This is a genomic window from Nostoc sp. FACHB-152, from assembly GCF_014697475.1.
Classification (GTDB): domain Bacteria; phylum Cyanobacteriota; class Cyanobacteriia; order Cyanobacteriales; family Nostocaceae; genus Nostoc_B.
In genome coordinates, this window is the sequence record NZ_JACJRV010000039.1 from 12,382 (window position 1) to 29,819 (window position 17,438).

Below are 17,438 nucleotides of genomic sequence, written 5' to 3' on the forward strand. Positions count from 1 at the left end.
TTACAGGTTACAGATTTAGATGCCCTAACCTATACTTTGATTGCTATATCAATTTTTTGGATGAGATACCACTTAGCGACTATCAGCATCAACATCCCCTTAATTCTGTTCGTTTTTGGAGTGCAGATACCACCATTAGGACACAGGGAACTTAGTCCATTAGAATGTCAAATCAGTAAGTGGAATATCCCAGGGTCTTTACCAAGTAAACTACAACCACTCATCCAAAGATCGCCAATTACTTGTTGTCAAACTGACTTATCTTGTTTAGATCAAGTTCTCTACCAAGAAGACAACAGCAATTTAGCCCAAAAAAAAGCACTTGTAACCTCTATTGACCGCAGTTTAAAATATCTCCAAACACCTCAAGCTGTTGCAACTTATCAAAGCTATCCGGTAAAAGAAATTACACGCGATCGCATCATTAAAAGTTTACAAAGATTCCGCGAACTATTAGTTAACTCTCAATCTGCCACAGAACTTCATGCAGCTATAGAAAAAGAGTTTGTCTATTATCAGTCAGTAGGTAAAGACCAAAAAGGCACAGTTTTGTTTACTGCTTATTATGAGCCACTATATATTGCTAGTCGTGTGCCGACAGCAGAATTTCGCTATCCTGTTTATCGATTACCCCCTGATTTCAACAATTGGCCTCAGCCTCATCCTACCCGCAGCCAATTAGAAGGCGCAGACGGCTTACAAGCTGCAAAAGGCAAATTAAAAGGAACAGAATTATTTTGGTTGCGCGATCGCCTTGAACCTTATATGATTCAAATTCAAGGTTCGGCAAAACTTCAGTTAACCGATGGAACCCAAACAAGTATCGGTTACGCCGGCAATACAGGTTATAACTACAAAAGTATTGGGCGAGAACTTGCCAACGATGGCAAACTGCCTTTACAGGGGATGACGATGCCAATTATCCTCGATTATTTTCAACAGCATCCCCCAGAATTAAATATTTATATTCCCCGCGATCCTAGCTTTGTCTTTTTTCAAGAAAACCACGGCGCACCAGCCCAAGGTTCTATCAATGTACCACTCACAGCCGAACGCTCCATTGCTACAGATAAATCTCTCATGCCTCCCGGTGCTTTAGCTTTAATTCGCGCCGCTTTTCCCTTTGTTACCGCTAACGGCGAAATGCAACATCGAATTGTTAGCAGATACGTGCTTGACCAGGACACAGGCGGTGCAATTAAAGGTGCCGGGAGAGTCGATTATTTTTTAGGGACTGGGAAAATAGCAGGCGAGAGGGCTGGGGTGACAGTTAGCAATGGACAATTATTTTATCTATTAATAAAGCCCACACCATAGAAAAAACTCTAGGAACATTTAACTCAAAAGATAAAATTTTGTTATGAAAAACTATCTATAGCAAACCGTGGAGGATATCCAAACAAATCTTTTGCAAGAGTTCCTATTGCCTGCCTCCACGACTAGTTTGTAAATTAAATAGGATTGCTGTATATCAAAAAATCTCAGATTTTTCTACTGTAATTATAGTGTAAATAAAAAATTAATTAAACTTACTAAATACTGAAAACTACAGTTATCTTTTCCTCAGTATAAAGCAATAATAAAGACAGTTGGGTTTTAAATAGTAAAGTTGTACAAAATAGCCTTAAATTAAGTTAAACATAATGGCATATAGGAAAAATATAATTATTAAAAATACTGCTCATTAAAGTTTAACTAATACTACAAAATACAGCCTTGGAAAAGATGATTTTTAAAACACAAAGTACGATTTTCTAAGGTATGCAGACATAAAAAAGTTACAAACTCAGAGGTAATTTTTGCAACTATTTTGTTGTGCATTATTAGAAGGCTGATTAAAGATTATTAAATTACTGAGTTTACTTCTGCATAAACTAATTGCAGCAAATCCTTTTGTCTATGCTGCTAATTATCGAATTTTTTGCTATTAAACATTTCTGAATTTAGTATTTATTACAGAGGTTTATGGAAAATTTAACTTTTCCCGATTTGTACTGCCCATTTTCATCCCAAATCAATAAATATGGTAATGTTCTAGAAGATTATTCTTTGAAATGGTTACACCACTTTGATTTGCTAGCAAATGAATCAGCTTATCAGCGTTTTGCAAAATCGAAATTTTATTTATTAGCAGCAGGTACTTACCCTTATTGTGAGCTAGAAACTCTCAAAATTACGAGTGATTGGCACACCTGGTTATTTATTTGGGATGACCAATGTGATATGTCAGATTTAGGAAAACAACCTGAGGCTATAAATCTTTATCATCAAAGATTTATAGAAATATTGCTGGGAGCCGAACTGACAAGCCAAGATATAGCTTTGAGTCATGCTTTAAATGAGTTAAGACAACGAATTTTGCAAAGAGGTAATGCAAAATGGTATGAACACTTTGTCAGATGTTGTCAAAATTATTTTCAAGGATGCTTTTTACAAGCTCAATACCGCGCTCAGGGAATTGTGCCTAGCGTTAACACATATATTATGATCCGCAATTTATGTTCAGCTGTGGATAGTTGTCTCGCATTAATTGAACTAGGACAAGAAATCAAGCATCTTGGCTATATCAGAGAACATTACATCTTGAAACAACTTAATGTAATGACCAACAATATTATTTCTTGGTGTAACGATATTTTTTCTGCCCGCAGAGAGATAGAAAGTGGTGATGTTCATAATTTAGTATTTATCTTACATTATCACCACCAAATTAGTTTAGGAGAAGCTGTCAAACTAGCGGCTAAAATGCATGATAAAAAAGTAAAAGACTTACTTATTTTAGAATCATCTATTCCATCATTTGGAGAAAAATTAGATGATGAAACTGCAAAATATATTTCAGGACTACATTCATGGATACGTGGCAATCTAGATTGGTATTTTCAGTCTGATCGTTATCAAAATCAAGGCAAACTTGAGCTTGCTAAACTCTAAATGTTTAAAAATATATACAGCAAAAAGCAATTCTGTTAATAAGTAATAGTTAACTATTTGTTAATCAGATAAGAGCAATTTGTGATTACTAGGAAATATTACAATGTCATTACCTAATCCGCTCCAAACTCAGCCTTTTATTCAAAAGTGGCAATGGTTACTTGATCCGGTTAGATATCTGGAAAATGCAGCTACAAAATATCCTGATATTTTTACTGGTGACATACTGGGTTTTGAGTGTCCAGTAGTATTTGTAAACCATCCCGCAGGTATTCAACAGATTTTTACTAATGATCGCAAAAAGTTTGCTGCCCTCGGTGAAGTTAACAAACTTTTTCAACCCTTAATTGGCAATACTTCAACACTGATGTTAGACGGCGATCGCCACAAACAACGCCGACAATTGTTGATGCCTCCCTTTCACGGTGAGCGGATGCGAACTTATGGTTCTTTAATTTGTCATATTACTCAAAAGGTCTTGAGTCAGTTCCCGCTAAACAAAGCTTTTTCTGCTCGAACTCTAGCACAAGAAATATCGTTGTCAGTTATCTTAGAAGCTGTTTTTGGCTTACATGAAGGAGAACGTTACTATCAAATCAAGCATTTATTAGCTTTGCTGATGGATGTCTTTCAGTCACCACTCGCTTCTGGTTTTCTATTATTGCCCTTTTTGCAGCAAGATTTAGGCCCTTGGAGTCCTTGGGGACAGTTTCTGCGTGTACGACAGCAGATTGATAAATTACTTTACGCTGAAATTGCTGAACGTCGAGAAGAGGCTGATTCTAATCGCATCGATGTCCTTTCGTTATTGATGTCAGCCAGAGATGAAACAGGTAATGGGATGACTGATGAAGAGTTGCGTGATGAGTTAATGACCCTGTTGTTGGGAGGACATGAAACTGCTGCAACGACAATGGCTTGGGCATTGTATTGGATTCATTATCAGCCAGAAGTTCGGGAAAAATTACTTCAAGAACTGGATACTCTGGGTGACGACCCAGATCCCATGACTATTTTCCATTTGCCTTATTTGACCAATATCATTAATGAAACTCTGCGGATATACCCTGTTTTGGTGGCGAGTTTACCCAGAGTAGTACAGGAACCTGTTGAATTACTGGGCCATCCCTTAGAGGCTGGTACTATCGTAGTTGCTGGCATTTATCTCACTCATCATAGCGAGAGTATATATGTAGACCCAGAGAAGTTTCAGCCAGAGCGATTTCTCAATAAACTATTTTCTCCCTATGAATATATGCCCTTTGGGGGTGGTGTTCGTCGCTGTATAGGTGAGGCTCTAGCAATGTTTGAGATGAAATTAGTATTAGCCAAAATTTTATCTAACTATCAACTCCAGTTAAAAAGTAAGCAACCAGAAAAAGCTCAACGTCGAGGTGTCTCTTTAGCCCCAGGCAATGGAGTCAAGATGGTAATAAAAGACCGACGTGTGCGCCAAAAGTCTGTAATTCCTATGGCAAATTAATCTCAGAGGATGTCTGAAAAGTATTAAATATTTCTCTTTATCCCCTTGTCCTCTTTAATGCCCCTTGAAAAGCACGGTGATTTCATACGAAAAAATAAAAATCTATAAGTCGTGATTGATTTGTTTTGTAGCAGAGATCTTGACCCCTCTCCAAACCTCTCCCACGAGGGGAGAGGCTTTGAAATACAGTTGTCTTTTTTCTCTGATTATATGAAACCACCCTGCACTCTCTCCTACGAGGAGAGATTCTTCCAGCATTACTGAATTGATGTTCTAGTGGCGATTCGATAACTTGTGTGTACACAGTAGGACATCCCTTCACTGTTGGATTGGTATTTCAATTACAAACTCAGTTCCTTTGCCAAGAGTAGAATTACAAGCTAATTGACCCTTATGTTTATCTACAACTACCTGATAACTAATAGATAATCCTAATCCCGTACCACTACCTACTGGTTTAGTAGTAAAAAATGGATCAAATATTTTCTGCCTGACTGCTTCTGTCATTCCAGAACCATTATCAGCAATCCGAATTCGTAAAGTATTTGAGCCTGTTATTTCAGTAGAAATGCAAATTTGTGGTTTAGTTAATTGTTCAGAGTTTTCTTCTAAAGCATCGATCGCATTACTCACAATATTCATAAATACCTGATTAAGTTGACCAGCATAACAAAAAACTTCGGGTATTTTTGCATATTCTTTGATAACTTCTATTTCCGGAGAATCGTTCTTTTCCTTCAAGCGGTGCTGCAAAATCATTAAGGTGTTGTCAATACCTTCATGAATATCAACAGCCTTCATTTCCGATTCATCCAAGCGTGAGAAGTTACGTAAACCTAAAACTATATTGCGAATCCGGGAACTACCAACCTTCATAGAATCAAGAATTTTAAGCAAATCTTTAGCTAAAAAATCTACATCAATCTCTGCTGCTTTTGCTTCAACTAAATCTGAAGGATTGGCACATTCTTGCTGATATATAGCTAGTAAATCTAGTAAATCTTGGACATATTCACTAGCATGATCAATGTTGCCATGAATAAAGTTAATTGGATTATTAATTTCATGAGCAATCCCCGCAACCATTTGACCCAAAGAAGACATTTTTTCGCTTTGTACTAATTGGGTTTGTGTGCGTTGCAGCTCTTGCAGAGCTTCTTGCAGATGTTGATTTTTTTTGTTTAATTCTTGTGTTCTAGCTTCTACTTTTTCTTCTAAGCTATGGCTGTATTCCTCCAAGCTTTGATTCGCTTGTGCCAGATTGTTGTAGAGAATGGCATTCTCTAAAGAAATGGCTGCTTGAGTGGTGAGAAGTTTGAGAATTTCGACGCGATCGCGTGTAAATGCACCTGTAGTCAAATTATTCTCTAAATAAAGAATTCCCAGCAGTTTACCTTGATTGATAATTGGAATACACAACAGGCTCTTAGGATGTTCATGGATAATATAGCGATCGCCTGCTAAGAAATCAACAGTTTTAGCATCATCAACCACAAACACTTCTCCAGTGCGCTTCACATATTTCATCAATGTCATGGGAACATCGTTGCTAGACTCCAAAGAAATTGATGGAAACTGTGTAGAAATAGGTGCAGATGTTGAACTAGAACTAATAGCTATGACACTCAATTCTAACTTTCCGTCTTCACTCAAAATCAACGCAGATTTAGAAGCTCCGGCATTCTCCATCACAACTTGCATTAATGTAGCCAGCAGTTGCTCCATCTCAATTTCTCCAGAGAGTGCTTGAGAAGCCTTAATAACAACTGCTAAATCTAGCGAATCAGAAATGCTTGTTTTAGAACCTATGAGTGTTGTGTAACTACTTTGGTGTGATAGCGGTTCAGAAGTAGGAACAGTAGTATTTTCAACGGATTGGAAGCCAAGTTTTTCTTGCTGAAGTATTGGTAGAAGTAATTTAGGATAGCGTGTTGCTAAATCGTCAACTTTGGCTTTTGCTCCCCAACGAACATAGCAATAATAAGCATCAGTAAGATATGTTTGGGCAATTTTTTCTTTGCCCCATTCGAGATAAAATCTAGCCGCCAGTTCATTAGCTAAAGCTTCTTCATTAATGTAATCATTTTCTTTAGCACCATAAATGGCACAATCATAAAATTCTATTGCTTTAATATAATTACCTGTAACGCGATATCTTTCAGCCTCCACTAAATAAAATTTGTGTAAATAATTCATTGGCGCATGAGCCGCCCATTTCTGAAACTTTTGTTGATTAGCTTGTACTTTATCAATAATGTGTTTTTTTTCAGAATTAGATGCATCAGAATAAATTGCTATTCTTGCTAGAGAATCGTAAAAATGGAAAAGTGGAAAGTGCAGTTGTCCTGTCACACTTTCTAAATATTTTCCTGCTAATGCGGCATTGTTCACTGCTTGAGCAAAATCTTGAAATAGGTAGCTCAAATATAGTTTGCTCAAATATAAAGATAAAAGACTACTTCCATCTTTACTTAAAAGGTGAAACTGTAACATTTTCTCTTCGTCGTAGGCTTCACCCTTTAAAAGACAAGGGTTTTTCTCCTGACCTAGCAAGTTTAAGACACTTTGTCTATAGATGGCATTCCAGTGAAATGTTCTCTCTTGTTTGATTTGGGCAATGGCATAACTGTAGGTTGCCATCTCCTGTGCTAACAGTGTTAGTTCTTTACCGATGAAATACGAAGAGCAGGAATAATTGTAAAGAGAATAGGCAGCATATTCTAAATCTCCTGTTTCCAGCCCAGCCGCATAAGCTTCCAGCAGAGATGATAATATTTCTCTGGCGTGTTCCTTCCAATGCCGAATAACTGCATTAAAAGAATTAATAATTTTTGCTTCAATTTCTTTCGTATTAAACTTATTCAAAATGAGCAAAGCTAGTTTGCCAAATTTATGACCAGATTCAATATCTTCTATTACACAACAAAGAATAACTCCGTAATTGAGGTACGCGAATGAAGATAAGGAAGCATTACCATACTGAACTGATAACTTAATTTGCTTAAATATCAGCAAAGGGAAAAGTGCAGGCACACTTTGATAAGCAGGAGAAATTGTACTAGAGATAATCCGCATTATGGCTAGTGGTTGCGCGGCTGTCATCTCTGGTAGATTAATTAAATCTTCAATACATTTCCCACTTAAATCTGATGTGATTTCTGCCATTGCTATCTGAAAATCAGACTGACTGGGATTATTAGAAAATTCTACTCCTAATAACTTTAAAAAAGGTAGTGCAATATTGACGGCTTCTAGTGCTTTATCCTGTGTGCCGTAAGCTTGAATTTTAACTTCATAAACTTTGACTTTTTCTAGTAATGTTTTAGCTTGTGCTAACACAACATCAACTAATTGCTCCATCTGTTCAAATTCACCAGCTAGGTATGCTGCTTCTACTGCTGTTTCATACAAAGCTAAAGTGAATTCATATTGTGTTTCCCAGCTATCAGATGAGAGGAGTTCAATCCCAGTCATTAAATACTTTATGGCTGCTGTATAAGCTGTAGATGTTAAAGCTTTGCGCCCCGCCATAAAATTCATTTGGGCGATTTCATCACGCTTTGTCTGGTCAGTGATCAGTTCTAATGCAGTATTGAATTGATTGACAAGCTGAAAAATCTTGTTTCCCCGTTCTGCTACTGGAATATTTTCTAACAGTAATAAGCCAATTTTTAAATGAATTTGCTTTATTTGATGTTCGGGAATTAAAGAATAAGCAGCTTGTTGTACTCTGTCATGTATAAATTTGTATTTAGGAGCTTGAAACGTACTATTGTCAAATTCTGGATGATTTGCACTTTTGAGAATTTCTGCTGAACTATTACTATTTTGAAATAACTTATAAAGCTCAGTCTGAGGTAACACTATCCCCTCATGTAGAGCTATCCATAAGTCAGATGCTGTCTCTAATACAGATTTATCGTTGATAATTGCCAGAGTTCTTAAGTCAAATTCATTACCAATACAAGCCGCCAGTTTCAAAACATCTTGCGTAATTATTGGCAACTTCTCTATTTGCTGGGCAATGAACTCTACAACATCATCTGTTAGAGCTAATGCCTGGATTGCTGCTAAATCATATTGCCAGTAACCTACATCAAAGTTAAGTTTAATTATGCCATCCTGATGTAAAGATTTAAGAAATTGAGTTGCAAAGAAGGGATTACCTTTGGTCTTGGCAAACACCATTTGGCACAGAGGAATGGAAATTTCTTCATGACAGCTAAGGGTATCACTAATCAAAAAATTTAAATTAGCTTGATTTAGAGGTGCTAGGGTAATTTGATGAATATTAGCTCCCGCTTTTTCAATTTCTTTTAATGTTAAGCAAAGTGGGTGTGCTGGGTAAACTTCATTGTCTCGATATGCACCAATTAGGAGCAAATCTCCGTCAGTCTGAGTAACTTTCGTTTCTTCATTAACTTCCCAAGGCTCGCCATCCAATATAGGAGTCCATAAGTTCTGTTTTGTTTCTCTAGAAACTAAGCTAGAGTTTTGATTGGTGGCATTAGTTTGACTCATCAATAGTTGAATAAACTTCAAAGAAGCTGAGTCTGCCCATTGCAAGTCATCTAAAAAAATAACTAGAGGATGCTCTTTAGTACTGAATACTTGAATGAATCTTTGAAATAATAAATAAAATCGGTTTTGAGCAGCGTTACTAGAGAGATCAAGCACTGCTGGCTGCTTACCAATAATTTGTTCCAGTGCAGGAATTACATCGATAATTACCTGTGCTTGTTCACCCAATACCAAGAGAATTTTCTCTTTCCACTGTTGAATTTGATCATCACTTTCTGACAGGATTTGCTCCATTAAATCCTGAAAAGCTTGTACTAATGCTGATAAGGGAACATCACGTTGGAATTGATCAAATTTACCTTTGATGAAATAACTTTGCTGTCTAGCAATTGGTTTATGTACTTCATTAACTACTGCGGTTTTACCAATCCCAGAGAAACCAGCGACTAATATCATTTCTGTCGCACCTTTGGCTACTCGCTCAAAGGCTGCAAGTAAGGTAGCAACTTCTTGTTCACGACCATAGAGTTTTTCTGGGATGAGAAAACGGTCGGAAATATCTTTGGTGGCTAACTCGAAGGTGGTAAAATTACCGTTTTCTTGCCATTGGTTGTAGCAAACTTCTAAATCGTACTTCAGTCCGTAGGCACTTTGATAGCGGTCTTCGGCATTTTTAGCCATCAACTTGCTCACAATTGCCGACAAAATTGACGGATGATGAGGATTAATTTGGTTGACGGTTGGTGGTTGTTTAGCAATGTGAGCGTGAACTAACTCCATCGGTTCAGTATTGGTGAAGGGTAACTGTCCGGTCAGGAGTTCAAAAAAGGTGACACCTAAAGAATAAAAATCGCTGCGATAATCAATACCACGGTTCATTCTGCCTGTTTGTTCAGGAGATATGTAAGCTAGTGTTCCTTCTAAGACGTTGGGATTTGTCAGGTGTTGAACTTCTCTTGGCAGAAGAGTGGCAATACTGAAGTCGATAATTTTGACTTCTAGGGTACTGGGGTTGATGAGGATGTTGGCAGGTTTAATATCTTTATGAATAATCCGACTGCGATGCAATACTTCTAAGGTAGATGCGATCGCAATGACAATAGGAAAAAATTCTTTAAGTGTAAACCCTGATTCTTGTAACACCTTGTTATGCCGTACCAAGTCTTTGAGCGATATCCCGCCAAAGTCCTCCATGATTAAGGCATAGCCATTGCGATAGTTTTCTAAACACAGAGGTTGAACTATACCTGGTAAGTTGAGGTTTTTGGTAATTGTATACTGATTACGGAATTGAGCAATTTCACTGAAGGTAGGATACTCACTGCGAATCAGTTTAATGACCACAGGTATTTGGTCTTGTTCTCTAATACCGCGATAAACTAATGTCTTGCTGCCACAATAGATTTGTTCTAAGATTCGATATCCAGCAAGAGAGAATGCTTTATCAGATAAGGCTAACATTGCAGCAGTGTTCATCATATTTTTACTGTGCTTAGTATTCCCTTTAAATTAAATGATTTAACGTCGAAAGTTGTTTTTCGCTAATTGGGTCGATTGCGTACTTGCTGCGAATCAAAGCTATTACCTTGAAGCTTCTGATACTAAGTTACGTTCAGAAGTAGTATTCCTACTCTCCTACTCCCCTACTCCCCCGCGCTCTTAATGATATTTAGTGCGCCCCTGTTAACTTTGGTGCTGTCCCTCTAAGGGCGAGCTTGATGGCGATGGATTGTATTTTTTTCTGGGAACAAAACAACTGTTCCGTGTCATCACTAAAGTAGTTCAACTCATGATGATTCCGTGCATCTTAAAGTGGCACATCAAATCTGAAATCACCCTAGTTTTACTTGTATTTAATTATGTAAGTTTAAATTAATGCTAATTCAGATAATGCCTGTCTATATTGATATTCGCTTGATTAATCATCTCAGCGATCGCTGGTTTACCACCAAACACCTGACTACTGACCATGCTTCATTGTCAGCAGCCTAAATACAAGCTTATTAAATGCTTATTCGCTGCATTCATCCAGTCCATAATGGGAGTTAAAAGTGTTCAGGATTTTAGTTGATGCCGATTTAATATTAGATGCTTTAATGAACCGCCACAAATTAACCAAAGATGTCAGAGAATTATTAGATGCTGGGCATCCCTCAATACATATCTATTTAACAGATATTGGCTGGCAAAAAATTGCTGCTTACACCAGTCGCTTGCAAAATACACAAATTGCGGAGATGGTAATTGAGTGGTTACAAGAAAAAATTAGGATTTGTATTGTTGATCAGCATATGGTGCAAACAGCACGCTCTTTACCTCTGAGAGATTTTGAATCGGCTGTCGAGTTAGTTTGCGTCACTGATCAAGCCCTAGATGCGATCGTTACCCATAAACCAGAAGATTTTGCTCAAGCACCAAATCAACTGTGGGTTTGGTCAGTAGCAGACTTGTGGTTGCGCGCAAAATTAGAAAGACAGTTACAAAAATGTCTTTAAGGGATAGAGATTGGGGGCTAAAGGCTAGATTTTATACTTGTTTAAGCATTCTTAATAAAATGAGTCTCACTACTAATACTAAGTTGCGTCAGAAATAGTATTCCTACTCCCTACTCCCAGCCCAAGTTACTATCTTTGATTGCAACTTGGGATAAATACAGTAATCTTTACTTTCAACTCCTTAACCCTCTTTCCTGCTAATCACGGTAAAAACTCTCTTCCCTAGCCCCTAAACCCTAACCCCTAGCCTCTAGACCCTGTATTTAGGTGTAAAACTAAGTTTTTTTAAGGATTTTCTAGGCGCAGGTTTTGTTTGGTGCTAGGATCTAGCACTATAGATTGAGATAAAAGTGCTGTAGCTGTGAAACATAAGCCAAAACCGAGGATCGCTTTGCTTCGTGAGAGAGCAGGGCTAACCCAGCTTGAACTATCGCGTCTTGTCGGCGTGACTGAAAGCACTATTCAAAACTGGGAAAGTGGCAGAACTGGGACAGACCATATTGAGAGAATCATTAGGTTTTGCAAGGCTTTAAATTGCCAAGTAGAAGACCTAATTGAGTATGTGAACGAACCATTAGAAACACCTGTTGTAGCTAAACCAAGTTCAATAAATGAAGTACATCAACTCTTGGGTACTGAGGAACCAACCTCAGCTACTACTCATGAGAATGAACTGCCTCAAAAACACAAAGCTACATCTAGCTAACATCTCTATTGCGTAAATATACTACTGTTATAGCCTACAGTCCGTCCCTAGTGAAGGAACTGTAGGTAAACTCATAGTAGAGTTTTCATTATTTACTCCTGAGGTGAAAAAGTTTGATGTTGCTGCCACAGGCTGTCTATTGTCACAAACTTATAACCTTGTTGTAACAATTGGGGAATCAGGACTTCTATTGTTGCAGCTACGTCTTGTCCGCCACAAACGCCATCGTGCAGAACAATTAAAGAACCGTTTTGTACTTGCTGGAGAACTCGCTGCACCACAGTGGTAATTCCTGGCCTTACCCAGTCTTCTGGTACTACACTCCACATCACCGAACGGTAATTCCATTGACGGAATAATTGTAAAGTTTTCGGTGTAAATAAACCGTTGGGGGGTCGAACATCCCGGACTTGTTCGGGAAGTAGGTTGCAACTATCGTAGATAGCAGCTTGGGTTTTTTCTAAACTTTCCTTGAGTTGATAGGGAGAAAGTAAAGGAAAAGAACGATGATCGTAACCATGTAGACCGATCCAGTGATGGCGATCGCTCACTGCTTTAGCGACATCTGGCGCACGATTAACACAAACACCCAACCAAAAAAAACTCGCTGGAATATTGTAGCGGTCTAAAACTTTTAATACCTGGGGTGTGTATTGGGGATGGGGGCCGTCGTCAAAAGTCAGTGCGATCGCTTTGGAGTTGCGATCGCCATGCCAAAGACACCGAGGAAAACTCGGTTGCAGAATCCGATAAACAAATGGAAACAGAGGCGCAAACTGCATTACTAATCTTTTCGTAGCTTTCCCTAGTCTAGCTTGAGAATCTTGCCAATATTTGCTAACAGTCTGTTGATTCAATAATATCCATCATCTCCTCATCCCTCTTTTATTAGTTCACAGAGAAAATATCGTCTCAAACCTAAACCTTTTAAAAGAAAATTGGCAAAACTTTCAACGAAAAAAAATGCTGATAATTTTTCTAAAATCTGCATAAATAGCTAAACATCAACAGATAAGACAATAGAAGCTCACTCAGCAAAGGCAAAACCCAAGTACTTGAATAGCTTTTGGAATTTAGGGCAAGTAGCTGATTTTTCAGTATTACTTTGGATTTGACCGTTCAACCCTAAGCCTTACAGCCGTTCATCTAAACTTATAAAGAGTTTGCATTTATTGAACTTGCCATTTAACTATTGAGTGTGTATTCAGAAAATTTGTAAAAGTTAAACAAGGAGAATCATCATGAATTTATTGAAGATGTTCATCAAGCCAGCAAAGGTTTTGGCATTTGCTCTGTCATTTCTTATATTATGTTTCACTACGACAGCTATGGCAGTTCCAAATACTTTTGCTACCTTAATTATCACCGAAAAAGCTCAAATTAAAGGTGGAAAATTCAGTATCGATACAACGACTCCAGCTTTACCTGCTACAACAGTGATTCGCTCTGCCAAACTTGTCTTAGCTCCTGGTGAAACAGGCACAATCAATAAAATTAAAATTACTGGATCAAATGGAATTGAATTTGGTTGTCAAAATATTAAAGTAAAGGATGGGGTTGATTTAATTAAAGCTTGTGGTGGCCCTGCGGTTTTAGAAGCAAGCGGCCCGATTACTTATGTAGCTGAAGGAAGTGATTTTGCACCGAAACGTAACACGCAGCTTCAAGTTGTTTTATCAGATGATTTTTAGACAACAGTTTCAATTGGACTGACAAATATAAGACTGAGAAATAAATTGCTCTAGCCTGAATTTCAAGCACAAATATTTTGAAGTGAACCTGATTCAGATAATTTGTGCTTGGAATTTTTCTTACTATTTTCATCAATTATTTATGTCAATAATTTATCCCTTAACACATTTAAGTATTGCATTCAGCGAATGGATATTAATAGGCTGGGCAATTTATCGGTGGCGGCAATCAACCAGCCTCGCAATGATTATTTTGCCTATATTGCTAGCAAGTATTAGCTATGATAATTTTATTCTTTCAATAGGAAGTCTAATTGGAGAAGGAGAGGTTTTAAAAACACTCAGTGCAATACGCTTTCTTTTACACTACTTAGTTGTACCACTATTTATTGTAATTGGTGTTGAACTCGCTCACCGCGCCGGTGCTAGTTGGGCAAACAATATAGTCCGGATTTTATCTTGGGTGATTGCATTAGGACTTGCAGCGATAGATATTGCCAATAACTATATAGGATTAGAACTACTTCCAGTTCAGTTTATGGGTATCTTACGCTATCATATCGCTAATCTGAGTGGCCCTCCAATGATCACGATTGTAGTTAATCTGTTTGTCCTACTAATTGCTATAGGTATTTGGATTAGGCAGAAATGGTGGTGGTTATTTGTAGGAACCTTAGCTGCTCTTGTTGGTAACGCTATACCCGCCTCTTTAGTAGGTACACTTGCTGGTAGCACATCTGAATTTATAATGGCGATAAGTTTGTTGTTAACTGAAAATATTTCTAGTAAAATGCCTCGATTGAGTGTCTAAGCCCAAGGTATCTAAAGTATAAAAATCCTTTTTCCCTGTAAAAATTTAAAAAATCACATTGGATTTATTCTCTAAGGCTTGCCAACAGATAATAAATCTTTTTTTTACTCTTTTCTTAGCATTTTTATGGGTTCATTTTAAAAACAAATTATATTTTTACAAACAATTGCTACAAGTAGATAAACCATTTGTCATTTACCCAACAATTTAATAAAAAAACTTGATTTTGTAAGTAAAATTACATTCTATTAGCATAAAAACATTTTGTATTATAAATGACTTATTTAACAATATATATGTTAGTAAATCAAAAGAAATAAATAATTTAAATTAACTTTTTATTTTTTTAATTGCCTATTATAGAAGTAGGTCAACTACGTTTTAAGATAGATTATGCCAAAGCGTGTAATTAAAGAAGTCAATAGTTGGTTTGAGCGAGATAGAATTGTCAAAAATTTGGAAAGATTTCAAGACTTTATCATTGTATCGCTTTGCCTTGGATTATTCTGCGTCATGCTGCTGAGGCTAGGAGATATGTTTTTCTCCTTTTTACATCCCTTAGATTTACGAGAAATTACCTCGGATATACTGTTTATTTTGATTCTTGTTGAGTTATTTCGCCTACTTCTTGATTACTTACAAACGCAGCAAATCTCAGTAGGAGCAGCAGTAGAAATTACTATGGTTTCTGCATTACGTGAGGTAATTTTACGCGGTGTATTAGAACTACAGCAGAGTCAACTGTTTGGAATTTCAGCATTTTTATTAGTTTTAGCAGTAATTTTTGTGGCTTTACCTTTGATGTCTGGTTTATTTGAACACGTTACTGCAAGCAAGCAAGAAACATTGTCAGAATCAACAGAAATGTTGTCTCATAAAGTTGTGGCTTCTGATTAGTCATTACAACAATACAAGTGAGAAGTTTAACATTAAATTTAGGGTGCGTTAAGGTATTAATATACCCTACGCTACTTTTATTTTGAATTTAGTTGACTTACCGTTAAGCAAAAGATACATTCTAAATAATGTTATGGCTTTTAGTTGATGTATTTTAAAGTACTCAGGATTTATAAATTAATCTTATCCCACATTCAAAAGGAGAGAATTTACCCTTTTTAAATACCCCTTACTTAGTGGGCATTAAAGGCTGTCTGTTTGTCACATAATCTGTAGCAATCTTAAATCAAAGAAGTATAAATATGAATAGGATACTATTTTGCTTTTAGAGTATTATTTGTCAAATTTTGCTGATGCTTATTCAAGCTTAGACAGATAAATCTCTTGTTTTGGAGAAATTAGAGAAATGGATCAGGTTGTCATTAATGACACTACATTAAGAGACGGTGAACAGGCGGCTGGCGTTGCTTTTAACTTACAGGAGAAAATAGCGATCGCCAAATTTTTGGATGCAATTGGTGTACAAGAGATAGAAATTGGCGTTCCGGCGATGGGTGAAGCAGAACAGCAAGCGATCGCTACAATAGTTGACTTAGGTTTGCAAGCTCATCTTCTAGGTTGGAACCGCGCCGTGATTTCAGATATTCAAGCTTCCATAGCTTGCGGTTTAAACCGAGTGCATATATCTATCCCTGTTTCCGAAATTCAAATTGCTGCCAAATTTCAGGGAAAATGGCACATAGTATTACAAAAGCTCAAAGATAGTCTCAGCTTTGCCCTAGATCAAGGATTATTCGTCTCTGTAGGCGGTGAAGATTCTTCTAGAGCCGACGAACAATTTCTCCTGGATGTTGTATCATCTGCCCAAGAATGGGGTGCATCCCGGTTTCGCTTTTGTGACACTGTGGGCATTCTCGACCCTTTCACAACTTATGACAAGGTGAAGAAACTGGTACAATCGGTGTCCTTACCTCTAGAAATGCATACTCATAATGATTTTGGTTTAGCTACCGCCAACGCCTTAGCGGGGATCAAAGCTGGTGCTGTATCTGTTAATACTACCGTGAATGGTTTAGGTGAAAGGGCGGGAAATGCAGCCTTAGAAGAAGTTGTGATGGCGTTGAAACATCTATATAAGATTGATTTAAATATTGATACGCGGCGTTTGTTAGAAATATCTCAACTCGTAGCGACAGCATCAGGTTATCATGTTCCCCCTTGGAAAGCGATCGTGGGCGAAAATACCTTTGCCCACGAATCTGGTATTCATGCTCATGGTGTCTTAAAAAACCCCAATACTTACGAGCCATTTGCACCCGAAGAAATTGGACATGAGCGGCGTTTAGTTGTAGGTAAGCATTCTGGACGACATTTGTTATCTAATGTCTTACAACAACACGGTATTCTTCTCAATCAAGAAGATACTCAATCTGTTTTGAATGCCGTGCGACAAGAATCAATGCAGAAAAAACGTAGTCTAACTATCCAAGAACTTTTGTATTTAGCACAAGTACATCAGCATTCTCATGCAAGTTAGTATAAGCAACAACTACTGGCACTGATTCAATTTGGCTGATGGGCGCAGGTTGCATATCTCTAGAATCTAAGATTTGGACAAGAATGAGATAGACAACTGCCAATAGTATAGAGATTGCGCCTGTAACAATCGCAACTATTTTTGAGCGGTTCATTAGTAGTTCCTCAAATGTAAATTACTGTGTGTTTCCTAATATCCACATTGCCACAGGATATGTAAATGTTCTTGCTTTTCATCCATCGGCAAAGTTAACTAAATTTTGAGTTCAGGCAGGAGAGAATATACAGCACATTGCAGGTAAATGAGATACAAATTTTAGAGGCTATTTATAAGTCTAAAAGCGAGAGAAAGAAGTTACTAGAA

General features: G+C 37.4%; 12 protein-coding genes. 9 read left to right on the top strand and 3 right to left on the bottom strand.

The genetic code is table 11. From position 1 onward, the window contains the following. The first annotated feature begins 60 nt into the window (after window positions 1-60). From H6G76_RS21950 to H6G76_RS21960, 3 genes are all read left to right on the top strand, one after another. The gene (locus H6G76_RS21950) at window positions 61-1,317 is read left to right on the top strand and encodes a murein transglycosylase A (RefSeq protein ID WP_190705525.1); all 1,257 of its coding nucleotides are present in this window, start codon (window positions 61-63) and stop codon (window positions 1,315-1,317) included. 648 nt (window positions 1,318-1,965) lie between these two features. Then, window positions 1,966-2,934, top strand: coding sequence for a terpene synthase family protein (locus H6G76_RS21955; protein ID WP_190705527.1), 969 nt, complete (start codon window positions 1,966-1,968; stop codon window positions 2,932-2,934). Window positions 2,935-3,037: 103 nt separating this feature from the next. Further along, complete coding sequence (locus H6G76_RS21960; RefSeq protein WP_190705530.1) at window positions 3,038-4,417, top strand: cytochrome P450; 1,380 nt, start codon at window positions 3,038-3,040, stop codon at window positions 4,415-4,417. 318 nt (window positions 4,418-4,735) lie between these two features. Here the strand turns inward: H6G76_RS21960 and H6G76_RS21965 are convergent, their stop codons facing one another. Continuing rightward, entirely contained in the window at window positions 4,736-10,399 is a 5,664-nt protein-coding gene (locus H6G76_RS21965) for an ATP-binding sensor histidine kinase (RefSeq protein ID WP_190705600.1), read from the bottom strand. Window positions 10,400-10,989: 590 nt separating this feature from the next. On the opposite strand from H6G76_RS21965, the gene H6G76_RS21970 reads away from it, so the two are divergent. Beyond that, the gene (locus H6G76_RS21970; RefSeq protein ID WP_190705532.1) at window positions 10,990-11,433 is read left to right on the top strand and encodes a PIN domain-containing protein; all 444 of its coding nucleotides are present in this window, start codon (window positions 10,990-10,992) and stop codon (window positions 11,431-11,433) included. A gap of 361 nt (window positions 11,434-11,794) precedes the next feature. Beyond that, the gene (locus H6G76_RS21975) at window positions 11,795-12,139 is read left to right on the top strand and encodes a helix-turn-helix domain-containing protein (RefSeq protein WP_190705534.1); all 345 of its coding nucleotides are present in this window, start codon (window positions 11,795-11,797) and stop codon (window positions 12,137-12,139) included. Window positions 12,140-12,231: 92 nt separating this feature from the next. Here H6G76_RS21975 and H6G76_RS21980 read toward each other — a convergent pair whose 3' ends face one another. After that, complete coding sequence (locus H6G76_RS21980) at window positions 12,232-12,921, bottom strand: polysaccharide deacetylase family protein (RefSeq protein ID WP_190705603.1); 690 nt, start codon at window positions 12,919-12,921, stop codon at window positions 12,232-12,234. Window positions 12,922-13,380: 459 nt separating this feature from the next. Between H6G76_RS21980 and H6G76_RS21985 the strand changes: the two genes are divergently transcribed. The 4 genes from H6G76_RS21985 (at window position 13,381) to nifV (ending at window position 17,075) form a co-directional block, all read left to right on the top strand. Next, window positions 13,381-13,830 (top strand): hypothetical protein, encoded by a 450-nt coding sequence (locus H6G76_RS21985; protein ID WP_190705536.1) that lies wholly within the window; start codon window positions 13,381-13,383, stop codon window positions 13,828-13,830. A 142-nt stretch (window positions 13,831-13,972) separates the two neighbouring features. Beyond that, a complete protein-coding gene (locus H6G76_RS21990; RefSeq protein ID WP_190705539.1) occupies window positions 13,973-14,641 on the top strand; it encodes a hypothetical protein in 669 nt (222 codons plus the stop codon). Between the two features lie 393 nt (window positions 14,642-15,034). Further along, complete coding sequence (locus H6G76_RS21995) at window positions 15,035-15,538, top strand: phosphate-starvation-inducible PsiE family protein (RefSeq protein ID WP_190705542.1); 504 nt, start codon at window positions 15,035-15,037, stop codon at window positions 15,536-15,538. A gap of 406 nt (window positions 15,539-15,944) precedes the next feature. Continuing rightward, on the top strand, window positions 15,945-17,075 hold the full coding sequence (nifV, locus tag H6G76_RS22000) for a homocitrate synthase (protein ID WP_190705545.1): 1,131 nt from the start codon (window positions 15,945-15,947) through the stop codon (window positions 17,073-17,075). Here nifV and H6G76_RS22005 read toward each other — a convergent pair. Further along, on the bottom strand, window positions 17,020-17,229 hold the full coding sequence (locus H6G76_RS22005) for a hypothetical protein (protein WP_190705548.1): 210 nt from the start codon (window positions 17,227-17,229) through the stop codon (window positions 17,020-17,022). The two genes, nifV and H6G76_RS22005, sit on opposite strands and share 56 nt — an antisense overlap. Between the last annotated feature and the right edge of the window lie 209 nt (window positions 17,230-17,438).

Excerpts from the sequence above, each read along its gene's own strand:
- H6G76_RS21950 (WP_190705525.1), top strand. The coding sequence starts at position 61 with ATGAGATACCACTTAGCGACTATCAGCATCAACATCCCCTTAATTCTG.
- H6G76_RS21955 (WP_190705527.1), top strand. The coding sequence starts at position 1,966 with ATGGAAAATTTAACTTTTCCCGATTTGTACTGCCCATTTTCATCCCAA.
- H6G76_RS21960 (WP_190705530.1), top strand. The coding sequence starts at position 3,038 with ATGTCATTACCTAATCCGCTCCAAACTCAGCCTTTTATTCAAAAGTGG.
- H6G76_RS21965 (WP_190705600.1), bottom strand. The coding sequence starts at position 10,399 with ATGTTAGCCTTATCTGATAAAGCATTCTCTCTTGCTGGATATCGAATC.
- H6G76_RS21980 (WP_190705603.1), bottom strand. The coding sequence starts at position 12,921 with ATGCAGTTTGCGCCTCTGTTTCCATTTGTTTATCGGATTCTGCAACCG.
- H6G76_RS21985 (WP_190705536.1), top strand. The coding sequence starts at position 13,381 with ATGAATTTATTGAAGATGTTCATCAAGCCAGCAAAGGTTTTGGCATTT.
- H6G76_RS21990 (WP_190705539.1), top strand. The coding sequence starts at position 13,973 with ATGTCAATAATTTATCCCTTAACACATTTAAGTATTGCATTCAGCGAA.
- H6G76_RS21995 (WP_190705542.1), top strand. The coding sequence starts at position 15,035 with ATGCCAAAGCGTGTAATTAAAGAAGTCAATAGTTGGTTTGAGCGAGAT.
- nifV (WP_190705545.1), top strand. The coding sequence starts at position 15,945 with ATGGATCAGGTTGTCATTAATGACACTACATTAAGAGACGGTGAACAG.
- H6G76_RS22005 (WP_190705548.1), bottom strand. The coding sequence starts at position 17,229 with ATGAACCGCTCAAAAATAGTTGCGATTGTTACAGGCGCAATCTCTATA.